Consider the following 25457-nt stretch of genomic DNA (forward strand, 5'->3'; position numbering starts at 1 on the left):
CTGACACCCTTTTTTTATTTGTTTGCCAGTTCGAAGGCTTCGTGTAAGGCTTCTACTGCTTTTAACATATTTTTTTCTTCTACTACTGCTGATACTTTGATTTCGGATGTGCTGACCATTTTAATTTGGATGTTGTTTGCAGCGAGTACCTCAAACATTTTTGCTGCTACGCCAGGATTAGAAATCATTCCTGAGCCAACAATTGACACCTTCGCTAATTTATTTTCCGCATCAATCTGCTCATAAGCAAGCACTGCTTTATTGTCTTCTAATACCTTTAATGTTTCTAATAAATCATTAGTATGGATAGAGAAAGACAAATTAGCCGTATCGCCCTCTGTAGTACTTTGAATAATAATGTCAACATTCAGGTGATTTTCCGCTAGTGTTGAAAAGATGGTAGATAGACTTGTTAATGAATTCGCCAATCCTAATACTGTTACTTTTGTTATTTCGTCTTCAAATGCGACACCGCGGACTACTAAGTTTTGTTCCATTGCTGCTTCCTCCTCAATAACTGTTCCTTCTACTCTCTCCATGCTCGAGCGAACCTCAAGCCGAACCTGATAGTTTTTAGCAAATTCTACTGCTCTTGGATGGAGCACGCCAGCACCTAAATTAGCTAACTCTAGCATTTCATCGTACGATACAGATAATAATTTACGAGCATTCTTGATATATCTTGGATCCGTGGTGTAAACCCCAGTAACATCGGTATAAATATCGCATTTATCTGCCTTTAAGGCTGCCGCTAATGCCACAGCTGTCGTATCAGAACCACCACGACCGAGCGTCGTAATTGCGCCTTCTTCCGTGATTCCTTGGAATCCTGCCACAATAACAACCTTACCCGTTGCGAGCTCCTTTTCAATTGCAGACGTTTTAATATTCGAAATGCGGGCATTTCCATGGACAGGTTCTGTGATGATTCCTGCCTGCCAGCCTGTAAAAGAAACGGCATCAAGCCCTTGCTGATTTAAGGCCATTGACAATAACGCAATGGTTACCTGTTCTCCTGTTGATAACAGCATGTCCATTTCCCGCTTATTTGGCTGTGCGGAAATTTCTTTTGCTAATCCGACAAGTGTATCCGTTGATTTTCCCATCGCAGAAACAACAACGACTACATTGTTGCCACGGTCTGTCTCTTCTTTTACACAGGATGCTACATTTAGTATTCTTTCTACATTAGCAACGGAGGTTCCCCCGAATTTTTGTACAATAATCCCCATGATTGTTTTCTCCTTCTTTCTAGTAAACACGTGTAAATTTTTCCAAATAAAAAAGCAATGAGAAGGGCCTCTCATTGCTTTAGAACACGAAAAAATATTCTCGCACCTACAATGTAAGATAGCTCTCCAAGACATTCGTCCTGACAATCCGGCATTTATTCAATACAGGACCAGCAAAGAAAGAAATGAGATTTTCTTTACTTCGGCGAACATTCCCTTTCATGATCCGTCTTAGAAGCTCATCCTTCTCAGAACCATTACTCTTGAAGCTCGCACCTCTACCTTCACTTTAATACGTAAAAGTGATAGTAAATTAAATTTTCACTTATTATAGCATGTTCTATTTTTTCTTACAATCACTAGGATTGAAGTTTTTTAATTAATTCTTCGGCTACGTTCATAGGGATTCCGATATTTGTAAATTCCTCCATACTAGCCTCTTTCATTTTTTTCACAGAGCCAAATTGTTTTAGCAATAGCTTTTTCCTTTTCTCACCGATTCCAGGAATATCGTCGAGCAAGGATTGAAAGGCACTTTTTCCACGAAGCTGACGATGAAACGTAATGGCAAAGCGATGGACCTCATCTTGAATTCTTTGCAGTAAATAAAACTCCTGGCTGTTTCGGCCTAATGGAACAATTCCCAAAGGATTGCCGTACAGCAATTGGGAAGTTTTGTGTTTATCATCTTTGACGAGTCCCGATAGTGGAATATCCAATCCTAACTCATTTTCCAAAACATCTCTTACGGCTTCAACATGGCCTTTACCACCATCGATGATGATTAAATCTGGGAGGGGAAGTTCTTCTTTTAAGGCGCGTGAATACCTTCTTCTTGTCACTTCTCGCATGGATTCATAATCATCAGGTCCTTGAACGGTTTTAATCTTATATTTCCTGTATTCCCGATGATTTGCCTTTCCATCAATGAAAACGACCATGGCTGATACTGGGTCTGTCCCTTGGATGTTGGAGTTATCGAATGCTTCAATCCGGTGCGGCGTATAAATTCCCAGTAATTCACCCAAGTTCTCGACAGCCTTAATGGTGCGGTCTTCATCCTTCTCGATCAAGGAAAACTTTTCATTTAAGGCTATTTTTGCATTTTTGATCGCCAATTGGACAATATCCTTTTTCTGCCCCCGTTGTGGCTGGAGCACTTTTACTTCAAGTAGTTGTTCCGCAAGACTCAAATCGACTTCATCTTGAATCAGAATTTCCTTCGGCTTGAAGTGATTAGCTTTCGAATAAAATTGTCCGAGGAAAGTTAGTATTTCTTCCTCTGGTTCATTATAGAAGGGGAACATGGAGACGTCCCGCTCAATTAGTTTCCCTTGGCGGACAAAAAAGACTTGCACACACATCCAGCCTTTATCGACTGCATAACCAAATACATCACGATCCGTAAAATCGTTCATGGTAATTTTCTGTTTTTCCATGATCGTTTCGATATGGATGATTTTATCACGGAACTCTTTCGCTCGCTCGAAGTCTAACTCTTCAGCAGCAGCTGACATTTTTTCCTGAAGCTCTTTTTTTATTTCCTTATAACCACCATTCAAAAAGCGGGTAATTTCATCCGTCATTTGTTTATACTGTTGTTCCTGAATTTCATTGACACATGGTGCCAGGCACTGCCCTAAATGGTAGTACAAGCAGACCCGGTCAGGCAGGGTTGAGCATTTTCGCAGCGGATATATTCGGTCAAGAAGCTTTTTGGTTTCATTGGCAGCCGTCGCATTTGGGTACGGACCAAAGTATTTACCTTTGTCCTTTTTTACTTTTCTTGTAATGATGAGTTTCGGATGCTTTTCAGCTGTCAGCTTAATGAATGGATAGGTTTTATCATCCTTCAGCATGATATTGTATTTCGGATCGTATTTTTTAATTAGGTTGAGTTCAAGTAGAAGTGCTTCAATATTTGAAGAGGTTACAATATATTCAAAGTCCTCAATCTCATTGACTAGTCTAAGCGTCTTTCCATCGTGTGACCCAGTGAAATAAGAACGTACACGATTCTTTAATACTTTTGCCTTCCCCACATAAATAATCGTACCCTGACGGTCTTTCATTAAGTAGCAGCCCGGTTGATCCGGCAACAGCGTCAGTTTTTGCTTGATTATTTCATTCATTCCGGCCACTCCACTCTCGTCTATATATATAGTGTCTGTTAAAATTTTAAAGGAAAAGGCTCATAAATGAAAGTGGTAGTCATTTGCAAAAAAGAAAAACCTTAGCTGGATTGGCTCCGACTAAGGTTTTGTCTTTCTATACTTACACGTGTTTTTCTAAAACACTTGCTAATGCATCTTTTGGTTGGAAGCCGACTACTTTGTCTACCACTTCGCCATTTTTCATTACTAATAATGTTGGAATGCTCATAACACCGAAATTTGCTGCAGTTTGCGGGTTATCATCCACATCAAGTTTAGTGATTTTAACTTTTTCGCCCATTTCTAAGTCAAGTTCTTCAAGAACTGGAGCTATCATTTTACAAGGTCCGCACCATGGTGCCCAAAAATCTACGAGAACAAGGCCTGAACCTGTTTCAGCAGAAAAGTTTTGATCTGTTAAGTGTGAAATTGCCATTTATATTGCCCTCCTAATGATTACTGAATTACTTACCGAAAGTATAACATCGTTTGGAAAATCAAGCTAATAAATTGCTTCATCGATCATTTTCCCCTGATTCACTTCAAATTATCCCTAAAAAAAGCGAGCGGAACCACTTCCGCTCGCCTTAATATTGTCTAGCTACAGCGCCTAGGGGCTCGGGGTCATAAGCCAATCCGTCAAGAAGGTTAAAGTGCAACCTTCTCGCCGGCTCGTCTTATGCCTGTCGCCCCTGGACAAGGCGCTTCCGCTTTTCTTATTATGAGTGTACCTTTAATTTTTTAAACTCTTCAGTTAGTAATGGAACCACTTCAAACAAGTCGCCTACGATTCCGTAATCAGCTACTTTGAAGATATTAGCCTCTGGATCTTTGTTAATGGCCACAATTACTTTTGAGTTAGACATGCCGGCTAAGTGCTGAATTGCTCCAGAAATACCGCAGGCAATGTAAAGGTCTGGTGTGACTACCTTGCCAGTTTGACCAATTTGTAAAGAGTAATCGCAATAGTCGGCATCACAGGCACCACGTGAAGCGCCTACCGCTCCGCCAAGGACATTCGCAAGTTCTTTAAGCGGTTCAAAACCATCCGCACTCTTAACACCGCGTCCTCCTGAGATAACCACTTTTGCTTCACTTAGATCTACACCTTCGCTTGCTTTTCTAACGACTTCTTTAATAATGGCACGTAAGTCTTTGATGTCTACAGAAAGGGTAGAAACCTCGCCGCTTCTGCTTTCATCTTTTTCCAATGGCGCAATATTATTTGGACGGACCGTTGCAAAAATTAAGCCATCCGTTACAATTTTCTTTTCAAATGCTTTCCCAGAATAGATGGGTCTTGTGAACACGACATTTCCACCTGCAACCTCAACAGCAGTCGCATCTGATATTAAACCTGATGCTAATTTTCCAGCAATTCTTGGAGATAGGTCTTTGCCAAGTGAGGTATGACCTAACACTAACCCTTCTGGTTTTTCTTGGTCAAGCACTGCTAAAAGCGCCTGAGCGTATCCATCTGAAGTATATAGATTTAATTTTTCATCTTCAACAACTACTACGCGGTCGGCTCCGTTGTGGATCAACTCCACACCTAAAGCGCTTACAGAAGTACCTACTAAAATACCAACCACTTCTCCGCCCTCAGCAACCGTTTTTGCTGCTGCAATCGCTTCGAAAGATACATTACGTAATGAACCGTCACGCACTTCTCCTAATACTAAAACTTTTCTTGACATTCCATATACCTCCTGAAAACATATTTGTTAAAAATCGATTAAATTACTTTTGCTTCGGTATGAAGAAGATGAACAAGTTCTTTTACTTGATCATTCAAATCACCGGCTAAAACTCTGCCAGCTTCTTTTTTAGGCGGCAAATAAATTTCGATTGTTTTTGTTTTTGCTTCCACATCGTCTTCTTCCAGATCAAGGTCGTCTAATTCTAATTCCTCAAGCGGCTTCTTCTTTGCCTTCATGATCCCAGGTAATGAAGGATAGCGCGGCTCATTTAGACCTTGTTGTGCAGTTACTAATAGAGGAAGGCTCGTTTCAATAACTTCGGAATCGCCTTCAACATCTCTGGTAACGGTTACATTTGTACCGTCGATTTCTAACTTTGTGATTGTTGTTACGTAAGGGATGTTAAGTAGTTCCGCGACACGTGGTCCGACCTGACCTGTGCCACCATCAATCGCCACATTTCCGCCAATGATTAAATCAGCATCTTTATCCTTTAAATATTCAGCAAGGATTTTTGCTGTGGTAAATTGATCCCCATTCTCCACATCATCTTCTGTATTAATAAGGACCGCTTTGTCAGCGCCCATCGCAAGTGCTGTACGTAATTGCTTTTCAGACTCTTCCGTTCCAACAGTAATGACAGTTACTTCTCCGCCCTTAGCATCGCGAACTTGGATGGCTTCTTCAATCGCATATTCGTCATAAGGATTGATAATAAATTCAGCACCGTCCTCATTGATTTTCCCGCCGCTAATCGTAATTTTTTCTTCAGTATCAAAGGTTCTTTTCAGTAATACATAGATATTCATGGTTTCCCTCCTAATAAGATTTCGAGCATTCGCTCAGTTTGAAAGATTAAGAAAATTTTCTAGAAAAAAGGGCTTCCTTTACAATTATACTACAAAGATAAGTTTATTCACCTTTAAATTGTGGTTCCCTTTTTTCAATAAAAGCTTGAATGCCTTCTTTACCATCGCTAGAGACAAAAACTTGACCAAATAACTCAGATTCTCTTTTCGAACCTTCATAGAACTCTTCTGTTTTTGCATAATTTAATAATTCGATGGCAGCTTTAATAGAGCCTGGACTTTTCTTAGCGATTTTTCCAGCGAGCTTATACGCCTGCTCTAATACTTCCGCCTCTACATAGGCATGATTCGCTAAGCCATATTGTACGGCCTCAACACCTGTAATGGGCTCAGATGTGAACAGCATTTCAGCAGCTCTTGCCACACCTACATATTTCGGCAGACGTTGTGTACCGGCAAATCCGGGAATTAAGCCGAGTTGCAGTTCCGGAAGGCCGAGTTTTGCGGTTTCACTGACAAGGCGAATGTGACAAGCCATGGCAAGTTCAAGACCACCGCCAAGCGCCGCACCATGGATTGCCGCAATAATCGGTTTTGGAAATTTTTCCATCCGGTCAAATAAATCCTGTCCAAACTTACCAAGATTTGAAAAACCTTCAGATGAAGAAACCGTTGTAAATTCTTTAATATCAGCCCCAGCCGAGAAGAACCGCCCTTCCCCGTGAATGACAAGGACTCTAATTTCACGGTTTGGTTCGATTTCATCTAGCACTGTCGACAATTCCCTTAACAGACCTGAAGAAAGGGCATTTGCCGGTGGACGCGCAATCGTGATCGTGGCAATACTGTCTTGATAAGACCATTTTAAGTATTCCAAACTAACTCCCCCTATTTTTATAATTCTACCGGCTTCCGCAGCCATTGATCAAGAGGCGATGGACTGGAGACGCCAGTGCAAGCAAATCATACTTTTCCTCATTCATCACCCACGATGTAACGGTTTCATCGATTGTACCGAATATCATTTGCCGGGCGAGACGAATATCGAGGTCGATTGAAAACTCTCCTGTTTCTTTACCTTCAATAACAATCTTATCGATTACCTTTAGGTAACCTTTTAGAACATCATTAATTCGGAGTCGCAATTCCTTATTGGATTGCCGTAACTCCAGCTGTGTTACGATCGCCATGTGATGGTCGTCAGAAAGCATACTAAAGTGAGCTTCTATCATCATTAATAATTTCTCTGCCGCCGTCCCTTTTCCTGCTATCATTGTATCTATTTTTTCAATAAAACTTCCCATTTTTTCTTCAAAGAGAGAGATAAGGATGTCTTCCTTGTTTTTAAAATAAAGATAAATGGTTCCATCAGCCACTCTTGCCTGTTTGGCAATTTTTGAAACCTGGGCTTGGTGATAGCCATTTTCTGCGATCACAATCACCGCAGCATCAATAATCTGCATGTATTTTGGTTTATTTTTTTTCAACTATATCCCTCCTTTGAAGAAAATTATGTTAAAGTTTATACTGTTGATCTTAACTAAATAAAAGAAAATATGAATGAATATTCATTCATATTTTCATAATAGTTATTATTCGTATATCTGTCAAGATATACTATATACCTTTTTAATATTCCCAACATAGGGACAGGCTTAAACTGTCAAAAAAAAGAGGAATCAATTATGCGTGTTTTTGGGTTTCTTCTTCTATTTTTTGTTTCTCTTCTTCCACAAGCATCCTTCTTAATATTTTCCCTACAGCTGTTTTAGGCAATTCTTTTCTAAATTCATATAATCTCGGGGCTTTATATGCAGCAAGATATTTTCTTGAAAATTGGTTCATTTCATCTGCGGTAACCGATGAACCTTCTTTTAAGACAATATATGCTTTTACCGTTTCTCCTCGGTACTGGTCAGGAATACCTGCTACCACTGCTTCAAGAACATCTGGATGTTCATATAATACTTCCTCTATCTCTCTAGGATATATATTGTAACCTCCTGCAATAATCATGTCCTTTTTGCGGTCCACCACATAAAAGTATCCTTGTTCATCTATATAACCAAGGTCACCTGTATACAGCCAACCATCATGCAAGACTTCCTTAGTATCTTCTGGACGATTCCAATAGCCTTTCATGATTTGCGGACCTTTTATGGCAAATTCGCCTATTTCCTTTACTGGGACGGGTTCACCGGTTTCGATCGATACGATCTTTACCTCAGTATCAGGCCAAGGCACACCAATACTTCCCTTCATCCTTGGTACATCCCATAAAAAGTTCGCATGTGTTACAGGAGATGCTTCCGTTAAACCATAACCTTCAACTAGTTTCCCTCCTGTTACGGCCTCAAACTGCTCTTGTACTTCAATTGGCAACGCAGCTGAACCACTTATACAAGAATGAATTGATGATAAATCATATTTTTTTAGATCAGGGTAATTCAATATTCCAATATAAATCGTCGGTGCACCTGGAAACAGAGTCGGGCGCTGTTTTTGAATGGTTTTTAATGTGGTCTCTACATCGAATTTAGGTAATAATATCATTTTATTTGCCTGCATCACTGATAAAATAAGAACCGTTGTCATTCCATAGACGTGGAAAAACGGGATGATCCCGAGAACTGATTCCTCACCTGGCTTGGATTTGTAAAGCCATGCCTGGCACATCTTTGTATTGGCAATTAAATTTTTATGTGTTAACATAACTCCTTTTGGAAATCCTGTCGTCCCTCCTGTATATTGAAGGAGTGCTACATCTTCCTCAGTGTTGAAATCATAATTCCTCACTTTTTGAGGCTTCATTTTTAATATTTCCGAAAGTAAATGCGTGCTTCCTTTGTGTTGAACATTAACGACAATTCCATATTGTTTTTTCTGGATGTAGGGATAAATTAGATTTTTAGGGAATGGTAAGTAGTTCTTGATAGCGGTTACAATTACATGCTGTAATTCTGTTTGCGGCATCACTTTAGATACGCGTGGGTAGAGGATGTCGAGTGTGATGATGGCCTTTGCGCCAGAATCTTTCATCTGGTATTCAAGTTCACGTTCCGTATATAATGGGTTGGTTTGAACAACAATTCCGCCTGCCATTAATATCGCAAAATAACTAATTACAGCCTGAGGAGTGTTTGGAAGCATAATAGCAACCCGGTCCCCTTTGGAAATGCCTAGGTTACCCTGCAGATAGCCAGCAAAATTCATTACTTCTTCATAAAGCTTCATGTAGGTAATTTCTTTTCCCATAAAATGAATGGCCACTTTTTCTGGAAATTTTCGAGCAGAATTCACTAAGTATTGCTGTACTGGCTCTGAGGTGTATTCCAGTGTGGCGGGAATTTCTTTTGGGTACAGGGCCAGCCACGGTTTTGATTCATACATAATATCCCCCTTTTCTATATGGATAATTATAAAAATTCACACTTCTCTTTTATTATAGTACAGTATTATACAATTAACAATGAAGTTGTAAGAAAAGCGGAGGCTTCCGTTTAGCGGTGTAAGAATAAAAAAATCACCGCTGATATGTCTCAGCGATGATTTTGAGTTACGCAAAAAATAACATATAGATCAAGCCGATTAGCAAAAACAGGCCGCATAATCCAAGAAGTACTTTAGCTAAGGTCTCCACTTTTTTATTCTCCCCTTATGTAATTCCTGCACCGATTACAATCGATAAGCCAATTGAAATAACCATCGAAATAAAACCAACTGCGCGGTTATCCTTTTGGATTTCTTCGTCAATTTTGAATTTTGGCGTTAAAAATTCAAAGATAAAATAACCGACTACTAATAGTATAAAGCCATAGATCCCCCAACCAACCATTGAAAGCAGCGAATTATTCTGCTCAATCGTATAGCGAAAGATATTGGCAACGCCCAAAATTTTCCCTCCGGTTGCCATCGCCACAGCCACATTACCTTTTTTGATTTCTTCCCAATTTTTATATTTGGTTACCATTTCAAAAATAGCTAAAAAGACAACCAAGCATAATATCACGACGCTATAATAAGCAGCTATTTGGATATATTCATTCTCCCAAAACTGGTCCATTGCCAAAACTCCCCGGACATTATTTAAACTCAACGATGGTTACGCCTGATCCGCCTTCGCCGGCTTCCCCAAACCGAATTTTTTTAACTTGACGATGGTTTCTTAAGTATTCCTGAACTCCCTGTCTTAATGCACCAGTCCCTTTCCCGTGGATAATCGAAACACGCGGATAACTGGATAGCAGAGCATCATCAATATATTTTTCCACCTTAAGGAGAGCATCTTCATACCTTTCCCCGCGTAGATCTAACTCCAGTTTAACAAATGAATCCCGACCTTTTACAATCGCCATCGGCTTGGTTTCTACTTGTTTCGGGGTACTCATATATTCGATGTCTTTTTCTTTTACTTTCATTTTGAGAATTCCGATTTGAACCTGCCATTCATTTGAAGAAACTCTGTCAACCAGCGTGCCTTTTTGACCAAAGGTAAGCACTTTCACCTCGTCACCAGGCATATAGGTATGCTTTTTCACTTTCTTATTTGCGAGCTTGGCTGATTTTGGTACTTCCGGTGCTGCTCCTTCTAGACGCCGCTTTGCATCAATTAATTCATGCTCCTTAATTTCTGCGTGCTTTTCTGTTCTCATTTTACGCAGGTCGCGGATTACCTTGTCGGCCTCACTTTTCGCCTCTTCCACGATTTCCCCAGCTTTTTCTGCTGCCTTTTCGAGCATAGAGTCTTTTTTCTCGTAAAACTCCATCAGTTGGTTTTGCAGGTCTTGATGAAGCTTTTCAGCAGATTTTAAATAATCGCGGGCTTCCTCCTGCTCTTTTTCTGCCAGCCGTTTACTATCTTCCAAGGATGCAATCATCTTATCGATTTGGTTCGTATCTTCACTCACATGGGAACGTGCAGCCAGAATGACCCGTTCATTTAAGCCCAGCCGTTTCGAGATTTCAAAGGCATTACTCCGGCCTGGGACTCCCAGCAGTAGTTTATATGTTGGGCTTAATGTCTCAACATTAAACTCGACACTGGCATTCAACACACCCTCACGATTATAACCATATGCCTTTAACTCCGGATAGTGGGTCGTAGCAATCACCCTTGCGCCCCGTTTGTGGACCTCATCTAAAATCGAAATAGCCAAGGCCGCGCCTTCCTGTGGATCCGTTCCCGCACCTAGCTCGTCAAATAACACAAGGCTATTAAAATCCACTCTATTTAAGATTTCGACGATATTAACCATATGGGAGGAAAATGTACTTAAGCTTTGTTCAATCGACTGTTCATCTCCAATATCAGCGTACACAGCATCAAAGACGGCAAGCTCTGAACCGTCATAGGCAGGAACCTGCAATCCCGCCTGAGCCATTAAAGTACACAAACCAAGTGTTTTTAACGTGACAGTTTTACCACCCGTATTCGGGCCAGTAATCACAATAGTTGTGAAGTCTTTCCCAAGCATAATATCGTTAGCAACCACTTCATCGATCGGAATGAGCGGGTGCCTTGCCTTATATAAAACAATTCTCCCCTCATTATTCATAATCGGCATCGATGCTTTTATTCGTTTCCCATATCTTGCCTTTGCAAAAATAAAGTCTAAATTAGCCAAGACTTCCACGATCACTTTGAGTTCGGTCTCATGCTCGGCTGCTTCAGCAGATAGTGCTGTTAGAATTCGATCGATTTCAAGCTGTTCCTTGACACGAATATCCTGCAGTTGATTATTTAACTGGACAATGACTTGGGGTTCAATAAAAAGTGTTTGTCCGGATGCACTTTGGTCATGAATAATTCCGCCGTAGTGACCGCGATACTCCTGTTTAACAGGAATAACAAAGCGGTCATTACGAATAGTGACTATGGTGTCGGAAAGCATTTTGCTGGCATTTGATGACCGAATCATACTTTCAAGTTTTTCCCGCACCCGTGACTCATTGGACCTGAGTTGATGCCTTAATGAACGAAGCAGGTCACTTGCGCTGTCTAACACCTCACCGCTTTCATCAATCGCTTGTTTGATCGATTGCTCGAGGTTTGTAAGTGGAATAATCCGCTCTGCTTGTTCAGACAAAATCGGGATTTCTGTTCTTTCGTCAGCGAAATCCTCAATAAATCGTTTCATTTGCCGGCTGGCATGGATGGTGCTAGCAATTTGGACCAGTTCATGCGGACTTAACACACCGCCAATTACGGAACGCTTGATGTGTGCAAGAATATCATGGACACCTGAGAGTGGAACATTTCCTTTTACACGAAACACGGTTGACGCCTCATCTGTTTCTGCTTGAAGTTTGACCACTTCATCAAAATCAGTGGAGGGGACTAAGTCCTTTATTTTTTTTCTACCAAGTGACGAAGCAGCATGTTCTAAAAGCTGCTCTTTTACTTTAGTAAATTCTAATACCTTTAAAGCTTTTTCTTGCATGGAGATAACCTCCTTATCCTCGATTATGCAAAAATTCTAGTAGGTCATTTTTATCAAGTGCATTTATTACGGATGATTTTTTGATCCAGCCTTTTTTAGCTGCAGATACACCGATTTCCATATGCTTTAATGTATCCATTTTATGTGCATCGGTATTGATGAGAATTTTCACCCCTGCATCCTGTGCTCTTCGTAAATATTCAGCTGCAAGGTCAAGACGGTTGGGATTGGCGTTTAATTCAAGCGCCGTATTGGTTTCTTTGGCGAGTTGGATAAGTATATCTATATCGACATCGTACCCTTCGCGGCGGCCAATTTTTCTGCCGGTTGGATGGGCAATTAAATCCACATGAGCATTTGTCAACGCGTTTTTAAGCCGCTCCATAATTTTTTCCTTTGATTGGGTAAAAGCAGAATGTATGGAGGCAATAACGAAATCCATTTCAGCTAGGAATTCATCGTCATAGTCGAGCGTTCCATCAGGAAGAATATCCATCTCCACACCGGCTAGAATAAGAAAATCGTCGTACTTTTCATTTAATTTTTTAATTTCTTCTCTTTGTTTTAAAAGTCTTTCACGAGTTAGACCATTAGCCACCTTTAAATACTGTGAATGGTCAGTAATCGCCATATATTGATAACCTCTAGCCCGGCAAGCCTCAGCCATTTGTTCGATTGAATGGGCACCGTCACTCCAGGTGGAATGCATATGAAGATCACCCTTAATATCTTCGAGCTCAATTAATTCCTCAGTAGCAGAGAAAGTTTCTACTTCCCTACCGTCCTCTCTAATTTCCGGAGGAATGAACGGAAGATCAAAATGTTTGAAAAATTCTTCTTCAGATGAGAACGTACGAATTTCTCCCGTCTCCACGTTTTCCACGCCATACTCACTGATTTTTTCACCGCGTTCTTTCGCCAATTGTCGCATCCGGACATTATGTTCTTTTGATCCGGTAAAATGGTGCAAGGTGGTTGTAAATTCTTCCGGTTTAACCAGACGGAAATCAACGGAAATATCATAATCATATCCAAAAACTACCGAAATCTTGGTATCGCCCGCACCAATCACTTCTTTAATATTTGGCAATTCCAATAGATGCCCGCGCACTCGTTCTGGTTCATTAGTGGCGATAATAAAATCAAGGTCTTTGATCGTCTCTCTCATCCGGCGCAAACTTCCGGCACGTGAAAACCGATGAATATCTGGTAATTCGGTTAAGGTTGCTTCAATTTGCTCCGCAATCGGAAGCATATATGCTAACGGCAATCGATCCGGTCTTGAGCCGACATTGGCAATCGCACTTAGGATTTTTTCTTCTGTTTTTTTACCAAAACCAGCAAGCGCTTGTACTTGCCCTGCTTCACAGGCTTCTTTTAAACTGGAAACATCAACGACCTTTAATTCTTTGTATAGTTTAGCAATTTTCTTTCCGCCAAGCCCCGGAAGCTGCAATAACGGGATTAATCCTGTTGGGACTTCCTCCTTCAACTCCTTTAATACCGAAGAAGTACCATCCTTTATGTATTCATCAATGACAGCAGCCGTGCCTTTACCGATTCCAGATATGGCGGTAAAGTCTTCAATCTCTGTTACGTCGCGTTCGTCGGTTTCCAATGCGTTAGCCGCTTTCCGAAAGGCTGAAACCTTGAAAGGGTTTTCCCCCTTTAACTCCATATAGACCGCTATCGTTTCTAGCAAACGAATGATTTCTCTTTTATTAACTTCCATTTAATTATCCACCTACCTACTATTTAGCATTTTCATTTTATCCTACTTTAAGGCATGAATAGAAAAACTTCTCTGCTACAGAGAAGTTAAAGCAGCTGTATATTCAATCCACATACTCTTAATTTGCTGTGAAAGGATAGGAGTGTGATTCACAATTGCTTTTGCCATAATCGAATGATCCAAAGCATTTTGTAAAAATTCAATTGGTACCAGGGCTGAAATATATAATAAAATAAAAATAACTAAATATACTTCAATGAAACCAAAAAGGCCTCCTGCCCAAACATTTAACTGCCTAAGTACTGGCAAATGGGCAATAAAGTCTAGCATTGAACCAATAATTTGCAGTAACACCTTTACAGCAAAAAAGATAATAACAAAGGCGATCGCTCGGTAAAAAGCTGCCTCCATATTACTGCTATCAGTTAGAAGTTTTAATGTAGCAATATTTCCAAAGTTTGGATAAGGAATCCATAATGTTAACTTGGGTGCTAACTGTTCGTAGTATGAATTTGCTACTACATATGCAATAATAAAACCTATTAAATGAACAAGCTGCAGAATTAAGCCTCTTTTTAGGCCTACAAAGAATCCAATAATTAAAAAGATGATAATTGCTAAATCCAACATATTTTTTAGTCCTTTTCTTTTAGTAGTTCTGATTGAAGCCGATCTAATTGGTCTTTCATTTTGAGATAATCATTGACTGCATTTACGGCTGTTAAAACGGCGAGTTTACTTGCGTCTAAATTTGGATTCTTAGAACTGATTTCGCGCATTTTATTGTCAACTAATGAAGCCACATGCCTGATGTGGCTTGGACTTTCCGTGCCCATAATAACGTAAGCTTGACCGTGTATATCTACGGTTGTTCTATTTTTTTGATTATTTGACAACGTCCTGCCTCCATTCAGAGAATCCTACTCTATATCATAACATGAACCGTTATCTGTGGAAAAGTTAAAGCATATTTTATATTATTTAGAAATGTGGTGTTTGTAGTATGGGTAATGTTGTATTGAATTTAGAAATGAATAAGATAATGGAAATGAGAAACTTTTACGGGAAAAATTTATTAGATAAAAACATCCCTGGAAGTGTGTTTGCTGCGAAAACGTCTGCCTGCATGATCACAGCTTATAAATCAGGTAAAGTTTTATTTCAGGGAAATGATAGTGAAAAAGAGGCAGGTCGATGGGGCAGTACAAGCGCGTCCTCGAAAAAGCCGAGCTCTTCCCATTCGAAATCTGTTGCGAAGGGTGACCTTCCAACCGGCATCGGTCAAATGTCCGCTATTGGTTCCGATGAAGTCGGTACAGGAGACTTCTTCGGGCCGATTACAGTGGTGGCAGCCTACGTGAAAAAGGAAAATATCCCTTTATTAAAAGAATTAGGTGTGCGCGACTCGAAGGATTTAAACGATGAAAAAATTATTGCGATTGCAAAGGTCATTAAAGATATTATCCCATTTAGTTTGATGACGTTAAAAAATGAGAAATATAATCAAGTCCAGCAGTCAGGCATGTCGCAAGGGAAAATGAAGGCGATTTTACATAATCAAGCGATCTTAAATGTGCTAGACAAAATTTCACCCGAGAAACCTGAAGCGATTCTCATCGACCAATTTGTTCAAGGCAGTACCTATTTTCAGCATTTAAAAAGCCAAAAAGCGATTGCCAAAGAGAATGTTTATTTTAGTACGAAGGCTGAAGGGATTCATTTGGCTGTCGCTGCTGCAAGTATTCTCGCCCGCTATGCCTTTATCCAATATATCGATAAACTTAGCGAGGCGGCCGGCTTTAAGATTCCAAAAGGTGCCGGGGCACAGGTGGATGTAGCAGCAGCAAAGCTGATAATGAGCAAAGGCCGGGACATCCTCCCCTCTTTTGTTAAGCTCCACTTCGCTAATTCCGACAAAGCGATGGCACTTGTTAATAAAAAACGAAATTGACATGTTTTTTGGTGTAGCTACGAATAGAATAAATATATAGAAACGGTTTTTGGAGGGTTTTAGGGTGGCAAATCGATATAATAGAAACGGTGTTTGGAGGGATAGTGGTGGCAAATCGACTAAGTGAAGCGGAGATTACTACCGCTGTTGCGGGATTATCAGGCTGGAAACTGGACGGGAAATTCATCGTGAAAAAGTACCGCTTCCGTGAGTTTTTACAAGGCGTGGCGTTCGTGAATGTCATTGCCCAACTCTCAGAAGAAAAAAATCATCACCCATTTATTGCAATCGATTATAAATTAGTGACACTAAGACTAACCTCATGGAATGCGGGAGGATTAACCGATTTGGACATGGTCTTAGCGAAAAACTATGACTCCATTTATGAGAAAATATAATATAATGCGGAATTTGAAAGAGGTTGCCATTTGGTGCAACCTCTTTTTGTGATTTTTAGCGATTTTTTCTTAAAAAGATGATATTTACTCCTTTTAAAAAGCACAAATTTACTACCATAATAGGAATTTTTAATTATATCAGCGCAAAATAGAGTTTTATCAGCGATAAATCCGATATATCAGCGATTAATAATTTTTATCAGCGAAATGGAAGTTTACCATGGTAAAGTCTTCGGAAAGTAAATGCGTCCCTTTTTTGTTCCCGAAAAATTCAGATTTACAGAAAGCAGTAATCTTTTTGCTGTATCATGTGATTTTATTTGCGCAAACTCCCGAAACTGCTGATTTGTAATTTTCGATTCAAAGAGGAGAAAGTAATCTCTCAGGGCATTAATATGAGCATCTTTTGAAAATTTATCGCATGAAGAGCAGTACCATTTCTTTTTCACTCGAATAAGTGGAACATAATTGCAGTCAGAGCAGCAGACACCGGTTAATAAATCCGCTTTTTTAATTCCATACCTATTCAAAATATAGCTTGTCGGTACCTTATTCATTTTTATGAGGAGACGGCTCAGTTTTCGGAGATCTTTCGAATGAAGGAGAGGATTAGTATATTGTTTTTCAAAAAACTGAATTTTATTTATGAAAGCATCTGACTTACATATTCGCGGCTTCACTTTATGAGTGTTTTTCCCGTTGATGACATATGAAGCATATCCATTGCTGATAACTACTAGATAATCAACTGGAACTTTAGGAAATTTATGCTCTGCCATCAGTTTTTCTATATAATCTTTATGCCTTTCTGATTGTGCAATCGGATCAGGGTAACCTTTTTCCTTGTCATTGTTTATTTGGGTAAACTGCTCATTATCTGTATCAAATATTAATTTACCAGTCATATTTTTCACTTCAATAATTAGGGCGAATTCTGGTGTGAGGAGAAGGGTATCAATTTGGCAGTTGTAGTCACCATCAGGAAGATTTAAATCGTGGAGGATCAGGTATTTATCAATGGAAAGGAGACGTAAATAATAATCAAGACTCACCTCACCTTTGTATCCGGCATGCCTCCTCCCAAGCTCCTCTAAAATTTGTTGATACTTTGGGTAATTCAAAGGGAGACGCCGGCATAATGCCTCTAAAATTAGAATTACTAATGGAATTGTCCTTGCTTTTATGATCAAACTTAACACCCCTTTCATTTTACTAAAATAATTCTGATCAAAGAATGAAATCCCTGCCGAATTTTAGCGAAATTTGTTAATAATATTTGTCTATTTATTTTATCAGCGCTAATGATTAATTTATCAGCGAAGTTAGCCAATATATCAGCGATAACGCACCATATATCAGCGATAAATGCTATTTTATCAGCGAAACGAAATTACCGCCTCAGACATACAAAAAAAGCCAGCCCGAAAATCTACACATTCGGGCTGGCTTCTATTGATTTAGCCTCTTAAAACAGCTCCTGCCTTTTCTTTCAAGGCAATAAGCACTTTCTCATGAACCTTTGTTACCTCTTCATCAGTCAACGTACGCACTGGATCAACATATTTCAAAGAGAACGCGATCGATTTCATGCCCTCTTCCATCTTGTCTCCCTCATATAAATCAAACACATTTACTTCCTTCAGAAGCGGTGCACCAGTTGTTAAAATAATTTCCTTTAGGGTGCCTGACACCGTTTCTTTGTTTACCACAAGGGCAATGTCTCTTGTTATTGACGGGAAGCGCGGGATGGCTTCGTATTGTAATGCCGGAGTCTCTGCTTCAAGTACTGCTTTTAGTGAAAGTTCAAATACATAGGTATCTTTCAAATCCAGGTCTTTTTGAACCGTTGGGTGGACTTGGCCGATAAAGCCGATTTTCTCACCATTTAGGTGAATTTCCGCTGTACGTCCAGGGTGCATACCATCTATCTGTGCTTGAACAAATTGAACCTGTTCAAGTAGACCAAGTTTAGCAAACAGCCCTTCTAAAACGCCTTTAACAACGAAGAAGTCAACAGCCTTCTTCTCCCCTTGCCAAGAATGGCTGGACCAAAGCCCAGTAACCGCTGCTGCTAAATGTTCTTTTTCTGTTGGAAGCGTGTCTGTGCCATTTGCTAAGAACACAGCACCTGTTTCATATACACCCAAACTATCGTTTTGGCGAGCACTGTTATATTTTAATACTTCCAAAAGCTGTGGCATGATGCTCAAACGAAGAATGCTGCGCTCTTCACTCATTGGCATCGAAAGACGAATCGTATCCCGCTTTTCAAGCGCAAATTGTGCTGCTTTCTCCTCGCTAGTTAGGGAATACGTTACAGCTTGGTACAAGCCGGCACCCTCAAGATATTGACGAACCACACGGCGTTTTTTCTGATACTCAGACAAACCACCTGGTGTAGTTGATCCAATCGGCAGAGTTTTTGGAATATTATCATACCCAAAAAGGCGAGCTACTTCTTCCAGTAAATCTTCTTCTATTTTAATATCGCCGCGGCGTGTTGGAGCCGTTACGGTGATGGTATCTTCTTCGATACTTACACCGAATTGAAGACGATCAAAAATTTCCTTCACGTCCTTCATCACAAGGTCTGTGCCAAGAACACGATTAATTTTTTCTAAAGTTATCGAAACAACTGCCGGCTCAACCGTCATTGTGTCAGCTTCAGCAGCACCTGCTAATACTTCACCGCCCGCGTATTTTGCCATTAGATAGGCGGCACGCTCTCCAGCAGCACGAACACGATTCGGGTCGACACCTTTCTCAAATCGAGCGCTCGCTTCACTTCTTAAACCATGATCTTTCGAAGCTTTTCTGATTGTAGCCCCGTTAAAGTAAGCTGATTCAAGTAAAACAGTCGTTGTGTCTGAAGTTACTTCTGAATTGGCTCCCCCCATAACTCCTGCAAGGGCAACAGGTTCAGTTCCATTTGTAATGACTAAATGATCAGCTGTAAGTGTGCGTTCTGCATCATCGAGCGTGACAAATTTCTCCCCATCTGCTGCACGGCGGACAAGGATTTCTTTGGAACCTAAGCGGTCATAATCAAACGCATGAAGCGGCTGACCGTATTCAAGAAGAATATAGTTAGTAATATCAACCACATTATTGTGTGGACGAATCCCAGCTGACATTAAGCGCGTTTGCATCCATAGCGGTGATGGACCAATTTTTACATTTTTAATGATTTTTGCCACATATAATGGGTTATCTTCTTTTGCCTCTACTACAACTTTTACATAATCAGATGCTTTTTCAGTTGCAGACTGAAGGTTCGTTTCCGGAAGTTTAACCTCTCTCCCAAGGATCGCGGCCACTTCATAGGCAACTCCTAGCATGCTTAAGCAATCCGCACGGTTTGGAGTCAAGCTCAGCTCAAGGATCTCATCGTCTCGATTTAACATCGTAAGTGCATCAACGCCCACTTCAGCATCCGCTGGAAAAACAAAGATTCCCTCAGAATATTCTTTCGGTACAACCTTTCCTTCCATCCCTAACTCAGTAAGCGAACAAATCATTCCGTTCGATTCTTCGCCGCGTAGTTTCGCCCGTTTAATTTTAAAATTACCTGGAAGAACTGCGCCAACTGTGGCCACTGCAACCTTTTGACCTTGGGCCACATTCGGAGCACCGCAAATAATTTGGACCGGTTGTTCCCCGCCGACATCAACAAGACACTTACTTAACTTATCAGCATTTGGGTGCTGCTCGCGTTCAAGGACATGACCAACGACTACGCCTTGGATGCCGTCGTTAAGGATTTCTACTCCTTCGACCTCAATACCGCTTTTTGTAATTTTTTCAGCTAATTCAGCTGCAGTTACTCCAGTTAAATCAATATAATCCTGGAGCCATTTATATGAAACGAACATGTCGTCATCCTCCTTTTATTATCCAGCTTCATCGGGTTGAAGCATTCAGTTTCACTCGTGTTTTGAAAATTGTTTTAAGAAACGAACATCATTTGTATAGAAGTGTCTGATATCATCCACACCGTACTTTAACATCGCAATCCGCTCTGGTCCCATACCGAAAGCAAAGCCAGTGTATTTTTTAGAGTCATATCCAGCCATTTCAAGAACGTTAGGATGGACCATACCGGCACCGAGAATTTCGATCCAGCCTGTTCGCTTACAAACGCTGCAGCCATGACCGCCGCAGATTTTACAAGAAATATCCATTTCTACTGAAGGTTCAGTGAATGGGAAAAAGCTTGGACGCAGGCGGATTTCACGATCTTCGCCGAACATTCTTTTCGCAAAAACTTCTAATGTTCCTTTCAGGTCACTCATGCGGATGTTCTCACCGACCACAAGGCCTTCGATTTGCATAAATTGATGGGAGTGTGTCGCATCATCATTATCACGACGGTACACCTTTCCTGGGCAGATAATTTTGATTGGGCCCTTACCATGGTGCTTTTCCATCGTCCGCGCTTGAACTGGTGAGGTATGGGTACGAAGCAGGATATCTTCTGTAATATAGAAAGAGTCCTGCATGTCGCGTGCCGGGTGCCCCTTCGGTAAATTAAGCGCTTCGAAGTTATAATAATCCTGCTCTACTTCAGGACCTTCCGCTACCTGATACCCCATGCCAATGAATAAATCTTCAATTTCTTCGATGATTCTTGTCAGTGGATGGTGGTTTCCAACCTTAACTGGTCGTCCCGGGAGGGTAACATCGATGCTTTCAGAAGCTAATTTTTCTAAAACAGCCGCCTCTTCTAACCCCGTTTGTTTAGCTTCAATTTTAACCGCAATCGCTTCACGGACTTCGTTCGCTAATGCTCCCATAACTGGGCGTTCCTCAGCAGAAAGCTTTCCCATTCCGCGTAGTACTTCCGTAATCGGCCCCTTTTTTCCTAGGTAGGCAACACGAATGTCATTTAATTCTTTTAAGCTTACCGACTGTTCAATTTTTTGAATAGCCTCTTCCTGCAATTCCTTTAAACGTTCTTGCATGTCAATTCCTCCTTAATATTAATCGGTTAATCGGTGTCAGGCACCAATGAAAAAACAAAAAAACCCCATCCCTGGAAAGGGACGAGGTTTATAGTTCGCGGTACCACCCTTGTAAACACGTTATGTAAAAAAACATTGTGTTCGCTTCATTTGGATAACGGCATCTGCCGGTGCATCTTTACACGAAAAGCGGAAGCGCCCTGGTCAGCCCCGACAAGCATATGACAAGCGCTTCGGAAGGCGTGCATTTTGCCTTCCGTAGTGATTGGCTTATGACCTCGAGGGGCTGGGCGCTGTAGCTGGACAGTAATCTACTCTCAAGCTATTGCTATTTATTGTGGTCCCGATGCCAACTCAGGAGGTGAACTTCGCTTATCCTTTCCATAAAAGTGCTTTCAGTCGCGGCACTTTCTCCCTAAATGGTCACTAAATAAGGTACTTTTCTCCGTCATCGTTCTTTAATATTCAATATTGTTCATTATTATATAATAATTTCCCTGTAAAGGTCAAACTAGTTTCCGCCTATTTTTTCAAATAATAAAGCAGAATCCCTGTTGCTACAGCAACATTTAACGATTCACTTTTGCCGTAAATCGGGATATACAGATTGGCTGTGGTGCTTGAGAGTATGTCTTTCCCGACGCCATTCCCTTCGTTTCCGACAATCAAAGCAAAAGAATCTCCTGTGGAAATCTCAGTATATGCAGATGCCCCTTCAAGTGCTGTACCGTATACAGGAATATTTTTTTCCTGAAGTTTGTCCATCCATTCATGAAGGTCGCCTGTTATTATCGGAATGTGAAAATGGCTTCCTTGTGCCGACCTAAGGACCTTTGAGTTGTAAATATCCACACTTCCCCGTCCTACCACAACGGCGTCGATCCCTGCTGCATCTGCTGTGCGAATCATTGTTCCGAGATTTCCTGGGTCCTGAACGGCATCGATAAATAGAAAGGTTTTGGCATCTAGCACTTCAGCATTTGCTATTCGGCAAACCCCATAAACTCCTTGTGGTGCCTCTGTATCTGTTAATGCATTCGATATCTCTTCGGTGACTTGTATTACTGGTGTCGAACCAGTATCGAAGCGGGAAGGTAAATCCACTTTTTCAGAAACGATGATTTCTACAATTTGCTCTCCTTGTTTTAGCGCTTCCTCCACTAAATGAAAACCTTCAACTAAAAAGGTTCCTGACTTATCCCGTTCTTTTTTGGTTAAAAGCTTTTTCCACTGTTTTACTTTAGGGTTATTTATCGATTCAATATATTTCAAAACCCGCTCTCCTTTTACAATAACGATGATTTTTTAATTATAGCCTAACAAAAATACATAATAAAACCAAAAGTAGAAAAACTATTTAAGAAATACAGGATAAAAAGGAGTGCATATACATGAATTTAAATTTACGTAATGCCATTGTTCACAATGTTTCGGGAAATACACAAGATCAATTAGAAGATACCATTGTTGATGCCATTCAAAATGGGGAAGAAAAAATGCTCCCAGGTCTTGGTGTTTTATTTGAAATCATTTGGAAAAATTCATCCGAAGATGAGAAAAAAGAAATGCTTACAACCCTTGAGAGTGGGTTAAAGTAAAAAATTTTACGGGTTAGAGTTGTCAATCGGGCAGATTGACAGCTTTTTTTCTGTTAAAATAAAATATTTAGCAAAATTAGATGCAATAGTAAATGAAAAACCAAGCCAAACAGTGAGACTGTGCATTTTTAATTAGAAAAATTAAGTCTATCAGCGATTTCTGACATTCAATGAGCGAATTTTTGAGTTTAATGAGCGGATTTTGACATTTAATGAGCGAATTTCGAGGTTCTATGAGCGAATTCGGGCATTCAATGAGCGAATCCTAAAACACCTTTAAAAAGTTAATAGAACAGAAAAATCCCCGGCAAAGTTCTACCGGGGATTTCAAACATTCTTATTCAAACGTAATTTTATCAACAGTCTCTCGGTCTAAGCGCTTAATAACTTCGACAATCAACTTCACAGCGTTTTCGTAATCATCACGATGGAGCATAGCTGCATGAGAATGAATATAGCGCGTCGCAATCGTAATCGGAAGTGCCGGCACTCCATGATGTGTCAAGTGGATCGACCCTGCATCCGTACCACCGCCAGGAATGGACTCGAATTGATAGGGGATGTTCAATTCATCGGCTGTATCGGTCACTAAATCGCGTAAACCTTTATGGGCTACAAGTGAGGCATCATAGATAACAACTTGTGGTCCCTTCCCCATCTTACTCATTGCTTCTCGTTCCGAAATCCCAGGTGTATCCCCAGCAATACCGACATCAACAGCAAAGCCGATATCCGGTTTGATTTTTGCAGTGGCTGTCTTGGCACCACGCAAACCTACCTCTTCTTGAACATTACCTACCCCATAAACAACGTTCGGATGATCTACACCCTTTAATTGTTTCAGGACATCAATGGCAATTGCACAGCCAATCCGATTATCCCAAGCCTTGGCTAATAGCATTTTTTCATTGTTCATCACTGTAAATTCAAAATATGGTACAACCATATCCCCTGGACGAACGCCCCATTCAGTGGCTTCCTCGCGGCTAGATGCACCAATATCAATAAACATGTCTTTAATTTCAACCGGTTTTTTGCGAGCTTCCGCTGATAAAATATGTGGAGGCTTAGAACCGATAATTCCGGTTACATCTCCTTTTCGCGTAACAATCGTTACGCGTTGTGCAAGCATGACCTGCCCCCACCAGCCGCCAACCGTTTGAAAACGAAGGAAACCTTTGTCATCGATTTGAGTAATCATAAACCCAACTTCATCCAAGTGACCAGCCACCATGATTTTCGGGCCGCCCTCTTTACCTACCTTTTGTGCAATCAAACTGCCAAGTCCATCGGTTGTGATTTCATCAGCGAATGGAGCTATGTATTTTTCCATGACCTCACGAACTTCACGCTCATTGCCGGGAATCCCCTTGGCATCGGTTAACTCTTTTAACATCGTCAAGGTTTCATCTAGTTTTACCATTTATTAGCCCCCTTTAATGTTTGTTCGACTTTCATTATACAGAAAATAACAATAAATCCGCAATTTTTCTGCTAATAGTTATTCTGCTGTCTTAGATAATTTACTTCGTTTTTTTGGAAATATGCTCTTTCAATATCTTGATTCGTAAATCCAAGCAGCAAAGCTAATTGCAAGTAAGATTTAAATAACTTTATGTAATCATCCAAACCTTTGCTTTTTTGAAAAATACTAATCCTGTCAAAGACACTTAAAAATTGTTCTGTCACATTCACAGATGACTCCTGAACATTCAAATCAATTTTCACCGCATCAAATCCACATTCAATCCCGAGCGATAAAATAAAATGAACCCCATCAACAAATTCCTCTAAAATGACTTCTTTCAATGAAGACGGCTTAACACTCCAAAACTTAAAGCTGCGTGTTTCATTTGCCAACTCACCAATTTCAACGAGTAAGGCCAGTACCTTTCTATCAAATAAATCTTCGTCCTGCAAGTTGTGTTTTTCTTCAATATGAGTATCTAATGCTTTTTGCATGTGAAACAGTTTTTCTAGTTGCATACTTCCATCACTCCTTATGGAAAAATTATATCAAACTGAGAAATGATTGAAACTTTTTTCGGGCTGTTTCGTATAATTAGGAAAAAGATACAGGAGGCTTAGCCATGATATGGTTGCTGCGCTTCGTATTGTTGTTTTTCCTATTCTTCTTATTTAGCTATGTGTTAAAATCCCTTTTTACATCGAAACGAAAACTAGAAGCTGCCCGTAAACATAAACGGTTTTTATTAATTGATGATCAGGATGTCCGAAAGAATTTCTTACTTACCTATAAAGGTGCTATGTTTGCTGGTGAGAAATACATGGGTCCTGCTGACAACACCTTTGACGTCGTCTCGATCATCATCTGGCCTGAAAATGCAGGCTCGCTAAAAGGGCTAGTTAAGGATGACTTTTTTTATATGGATAAAAAAATCCTTGAGTGTTATCCGAATGCTGAAATCCATTGGAAAAGTCCGGTGAAGGAATTTTTGCAGGATTAGCCGTTTTTCATGCTC

At 40.4% G+C, this 25457-nt stretch carries 23 protein-coding genes and 1 riboswitch; of the genes, 4 read left to right on the forward strand and 19 right to left on the reverse strand.

What is annotated here, in order from left to right; all coding sequences use genetic code 11:
* Nucleotides 1-14: 14 nt before the first annotated feature.
* From CCK98_RS25640 to zapA, 13 genes are all read right to left on the reverse strand, one after another.
* Nucleotides 15-1232, reverse strand: coding sequence for an aspartate kinase (locus CCK98_RS25640; RefSeq protein ID WP_088089184.1), 1218 nt, complete (start codon nucleotides 1230-1232; stop codon nucleotides 15-17).
* A 111-nt stretch (nucleotides 1233-1343) separates the two neighbouring features.
* Nucleotides 1344-1521: riboswitch (Lysine riboswitch) on the reverse strand.
* 70 nt (nucleotides 1522-1591) lie between these two features.
* Complete coding sequence (gene uvrC / locus CCK98_RS25645) at nucleotides 1592-3364, reverse strand: excinuclease ABC subunit UvrC (RefSeq protein WP_088089185.1); 1773 nt, start codon at nucleotides 3362-3364, stop codon at nucleotides 1592-1594.
* A gap of 142 nt (nucleotides 3365-3506) precedes the next feature.
* The gene (trxA, locus tag CCK98_RS25650; RefSeq protein ID WP_088089186.1) at nucleotides 3507-3821 is read right to left on the reverse strand and encodes a thioredoxin; all 315 of its coding nucleotides are present in this window, start codon (nucleotides 3819-3821) and stop codon (nucleotides 3507-3509) included.
* Between the two features lie 283 nt (nucleotides 3822-4104).
* A complete protein-coding gene (locus tag CCK98_RS25655; RefSeq protein ID WP_088089187.1) occupies nucleotides 4105-5082 on the reverse strand; it encodes an electron transfer flavoprotein subunit alpha/FixB family protein in 978 nt (325 codons plus the stop codon).
* 38 nt (nucleotides 5083-5120) lie between these two features.
* Nucleotides 5121-5894, reverse strand: coding sequence for an electron transfer flavoprotein subunit beta/FixA family protein (locus CCK98_RS25660; protein WP_088089188.1), 774 nt, complete (start codon nucleotides 5892-5894; stop codon nucleotides 5121-5123).
* A gap of 103 nt (nucleotides 5895-5997) precedes the next feature.
* On the reverse strand, nucleotides 5998-6771 hold the full coding sequence (locus tag CCK98_RS25665) for an enoyl-CoA hydratase (protein ID WP_088089189.1): 774 nt from the start codon (nucleotides 6769-6771) through the stop codon (nucleotides 5998-6000).
* A 25-nt stretch (nucleotides 6772-6796) separates the two neighbouring features.
* Nucleotides 6797-7381 carry a TetR/AcrR family transcriptional regulator gene (locus tag CCK98_RS25670; protein ID WP_088089190.1) on the reverse strand — a complete coding sequence of 195 codons (585 nt, stop codon included), beginning with the start codon at nucleotides 7379-7381 and terminating at the stop codon, nucleotides 6797-6799.
* Between the two features lie 196 nt (nucleotides 7382-7577).
* Nucleotides 7578-9284: an AMP-binding protein gene (locus CCK98_RS25675; RefSeq protein ID WP_088089191.1), complete on the reverse strand. Its 1707-nt coding sequence runs from the start codon at nucleotides 9282-9284 to the stop codon at nucleotides 7578-7580.
* 265 nt (nucleotides 9285-9549) lie between these two features.
* The gene (locus CCK98_RS25680; protein ID WP_088089192.1) at nucleotides 9550-9957 is read right to left on the reverse strand and encodes a DUF350 domain-containing protein; all 408 of its coding nucleotides are present in this window, start codon (nucleotides 9955-9957) and stop codon (nucleotides 9550-9552) included.
* 19 nt (nucleotides 9958-9976) lie between these two features.
* Nucleotides 9977-12334, reverse strand: coding sequence for an endonuclease MutS2 (locus CCK98_RS25685; protein WP_088089193.1), 2358 nt, complete (start codon nucleotides 12332-12334; stop codon nucleotides 9977-9979).
* Nucleotides 12335-12347: 13 nt separating this feature from the next.
* Nucleotides 12348-14066 carry a DNA polymerase/3'-5' exonuclease PolX gene (gene polX / locus CCK98_RS25690; protein ID WP_088089194.1) on the reverse strand — a complete coding sequence of 573 codons (1719 nt, stop codon included), beginning with the start codon at nucleotides 14064-14066 and terminating at the stop codon, nucleotides 12348-12350.
* A 75-nt stretch (nucleotides 14067-14141) separates the two neighbouring features.
* Entirely contained in the window at nucleotides 14142-14696 is a 555-nt protein-coding gene (locus CCK98_RS25695) for a CvpA family protein (protein ID WP_088089195.1), read from the reverse strand.
* A gap of 5 nt (nucleotides 14697-14701) precedes the next feature.
* Complete coding sequence (zapA, locus tag CCK98_RS25700; protein ID WP_088089196.1) at nucleotides 14702-14962, reverse strand: cell division protein ZapA; 261 nt, start codon at nucleotides 14960-14962, stop codon at nucleotides 14702-14704.
* A 107-nt stretch (nucleotides 14963-15069) separates the two neighbouring features.
* Here zapA and rnhC point away from each other — a divergent pair, with 107 nt between their 5' ends.
* Together rnhC and CCK98_RS25710 are read left to right on the forward strand one after the other, a co-directional pair.
* Entirely contained in the window at nucleotides 15070-16017 is a 948-nt protein-coding gene (gene rnhC / locus CCK98_RS25705) for a ribonuclease HIII (RefSeq protein WP_088089197.1), read from the forward strand.
* 107 nt (nucleotides 16018-16124) lie between these two features.
* Nucleotides 16125-16415, forward strand: coding sequence for a 4a-hydroxytetrahydrobiopterin dehydratase (locus tag CCK98_RS25710; RefSeq protein ID WP_088089198.1), 291 nt, complete (start codon nucleotides 16125-16127; stop codon nucleotides 16413-16415).
* 215 nt (nucleotides 16416-16630) lie between these two features.
* On the opposite strand, the gene CCK98_RS25715 is transcribed toward CCK98_RS25710, so the two are convergent.
* The 4 genes from CCK98_RS25715 to CCK98_RS25730 all read right to left on the reverse strand — a co-directional run bounded on the left by CCK98_RS25715 (nucleotide 16631) and on the right by CCK98_RS25730 (nucleotide 22648).
* The gene (locus CCK98_RS25715; RefSeq protein WP_179195927.1) at nucleotides 16631-17605 is read right to left on the reverse strand and encodes a nuclease-related domain-containing protein; all 975 of its coding nucleotides are present in this window, start codon (nucleotides 17603-17605) and stop codon (nucleotides 16631-16633) included.
* 267 nt (nucleotides 17606-17872) lie between these two features.
* Nucleotides 17873-20287 (reverse strand): phenylalanine--tRNA ligase subunit beta, encoded by a 2415-nt coding sequence (gene pheT, locus CCK98_RS25720; protein ID WP_088089200.1) that lies wholly within the window; start codon nucleotides 20285-20287, stop codon nucleotides 17873-17875.
* Between the two features lie 51 nt (nucleotides 20288-20338).
* Nucleotides 20339-21376, reverse strand: coding sequence for a phenylalanine--tRNA ligase subunit alpha (pheS, locus tag CCK98_RS25725; protein WP_088089201.1), 1038 nt, complete (start codon nucleotides 21374-21376; stop codon nucleotides 20339-20341).
* A gap of 522 nt (nucleotides 21377-21898) precedes the next feature.
* Entirely contained in the window at nucleotides 21899-22648 is a 750-nt protein-coding gene (locus tag CCK98_RS25730; protein ID WP_088089202.1) for an RNA methyltransferase, read from the reverse strand.
* 119 nt (nucleotides 22649-22767) lie between these two features.
* Between CCK98_RS25730 and sspI the strand changes: the two genes are divergently transcribed.
* Nucleotides 22768-22974, forward strand: coding sequence for a small acid-soluble spore protein SspI (gene sspI, locus CCK98_RS25735; RefSeq protein ID WP_088089203.1), 207 nt, complete (start codon nucleotides 22768-22770; stop codon nucleotides 22972-22974).
* Nucleotides 22975-23311: 337 nt separating this feature from the next.
* Here sspI and CCK98_RS25740 read toward each other — a convergent pair whose 3' ends face one another.
* Nucleotides 23312-24397, reverse strand: a complete 1086-nt coding sequence (locus CCK98_RS25740; RefSeq protein ID WP_088089204.1) for a M42 family metallopeptidase — start codon at nucleotides 24395-24397, stop codon at nucleotides 23312-23314.
* Between the two features lie 71 nt (nucleotides 24398-24468).
* Nucleotides 24469-24960, reverse strand: coding sequence for a dUTP diphosphatase (locus tag CCK98_RS25745; protein WP_088089205.1), 492 nt, complete (start codon nucleotides 24958-24960; stop codon nucleotides 24469-24471).
* Nucleotides 24961-25064: 104 nt separating this feature from the next.
* On the opposite strand from CCK98_RS25745, the gene CCK98_RS25750 reads away from it, so the two are divergent.
* Nucleotides 25065-25442 (forward strand): sigma-w pathway protein ysdB, encoded by a 378-nt coding sequence (locus CCK98_RS25750; protein ID WP_088089206.1) that lies wholly within the window; start codon nucleotides 25065-25067, stop codon nucleotides 25440-25442.
* Nucleotides 25443-25457: the final 15 nt, after the last annotated feature.

It is taken from the genome of Bacillus sp. OV166, assembly GCF_900177675.1.
In the GTDB taxonomy this organism is placed as follows: domain Bacteria; phylum Bacillota; class Bacilli; order Bacillales; family Cytobacillaceae; genus Neobacillus.

Coding starts and splice junctions, on each gene's coding strand:
- CCK98_RS25640 (WP_088089184.1), bottom strand. CDS start 1,232: ATGGGGATTATTGTACAAAAATTCGGGGGAACCTCCGTTGCTAATGTA.
- uvrC (WP_088089185.1), bottom strand. CDS start 3,364: ATGAATGAAATAATCAAGCAAAAACTGACGCTGTTGCCGGATCAACCG.
- trxA (WP_088089186.1), bottom strand. CDS start 3,821: ATGGCAATTTCACACTTAACAGATCAAAACTTTTCTGCTGAAACAGGT.
- CCK98_RS25655 (WP_088089187.1), bottom strand. CDS start 5,082: ATGTCAAGAAAAGTTTTAGTATTAGGAGAAGTGCGTGACGGTTCATTA.
- CCK98_RS25660 (WP_088089188.1), bottom strand. CDS start 5,894: ATGAATATCTATGTATTACTGAAAAGAACCTTTGATACTGAAGAAAAA.
- CCK98_RS25675 (WP_088089191.1), bottom strand. CDS start 9,284: ATGTATGAATCAAAACCGTGGCTGGCCCTGTACCCAAAAGAAATTCCC.
- CCK98_RS25680 (WP_088089192.1), bottom strand. CDS start 9,957: ATGGACCAGTTTTGGGAGAATGAATATATCCAAATAGCTGCTTATTAT.
- CCK98_RS25685 (WP_088089193.1), bottom strand. CDS start 12,334: ATGCAAGAAAAAGCTTTAAAGGTATTAGAATTTACTAAAGTAAAAGAG.
- polX (WP_088089194.1), bottom strand. CDS start 14,066: ATGGAAGTTAATAAAAGAGAAATCATTCGTTTGCTAGAAACGATAGCG.
- CCK98_RS25695 (WP_088089195.1), bottom strand. CDS start 14,696: ATGTTGGATTTAGCAATTATCATCTTTTTAATTATTGGATTCTTTGTA.
- rnhC (WP_088089197.1), top strand. CDS start 15,070: ATGGGTAATGTTGTATTGAATTTAGAAATGAATAAGATAATGGAAATG.
- pheT (WP_088089200.1), bottom strand. CDS start 20,287: ATGTTCGTTTCATATAAATGGCTCCAGGATTATATTGATTTAACTGGA.
- pheS (WP_088089201.1), bottom strand. CDS start 21,376: ATGCAAGAACGTTTAAAGGAATTGCAGGAAGAGGCTATTCAAAAAATT.
- sspI (WP_088089203.1), top strand. CDS start 22,768: ATGAATTTAAATTTACGTAATGCCATTGTTCACAATGTTTCGGGAAAT.
- CCK98_RS25740 (WP_088089204.1), bottom strand. CDS start 24,397: ATGGTAAAACTAGATGAAACCTTGACGATGTTAAAAGAGTTAACCGAT.
- CCK98_RS25745 (WP_088089205.1), bottom strand. CDS start 24,960: ATGCAACTAGAAAAACTGTTTCACATGCAAAAAGCATTAGATACTCAT.
- CCK98_RS25750 (WP_088089206.1), top strand. CDS start 25,065: ATGATATGGTTGCTGCGCTTCGTATTGTTGTTTTTCCTATTCTTCTTA.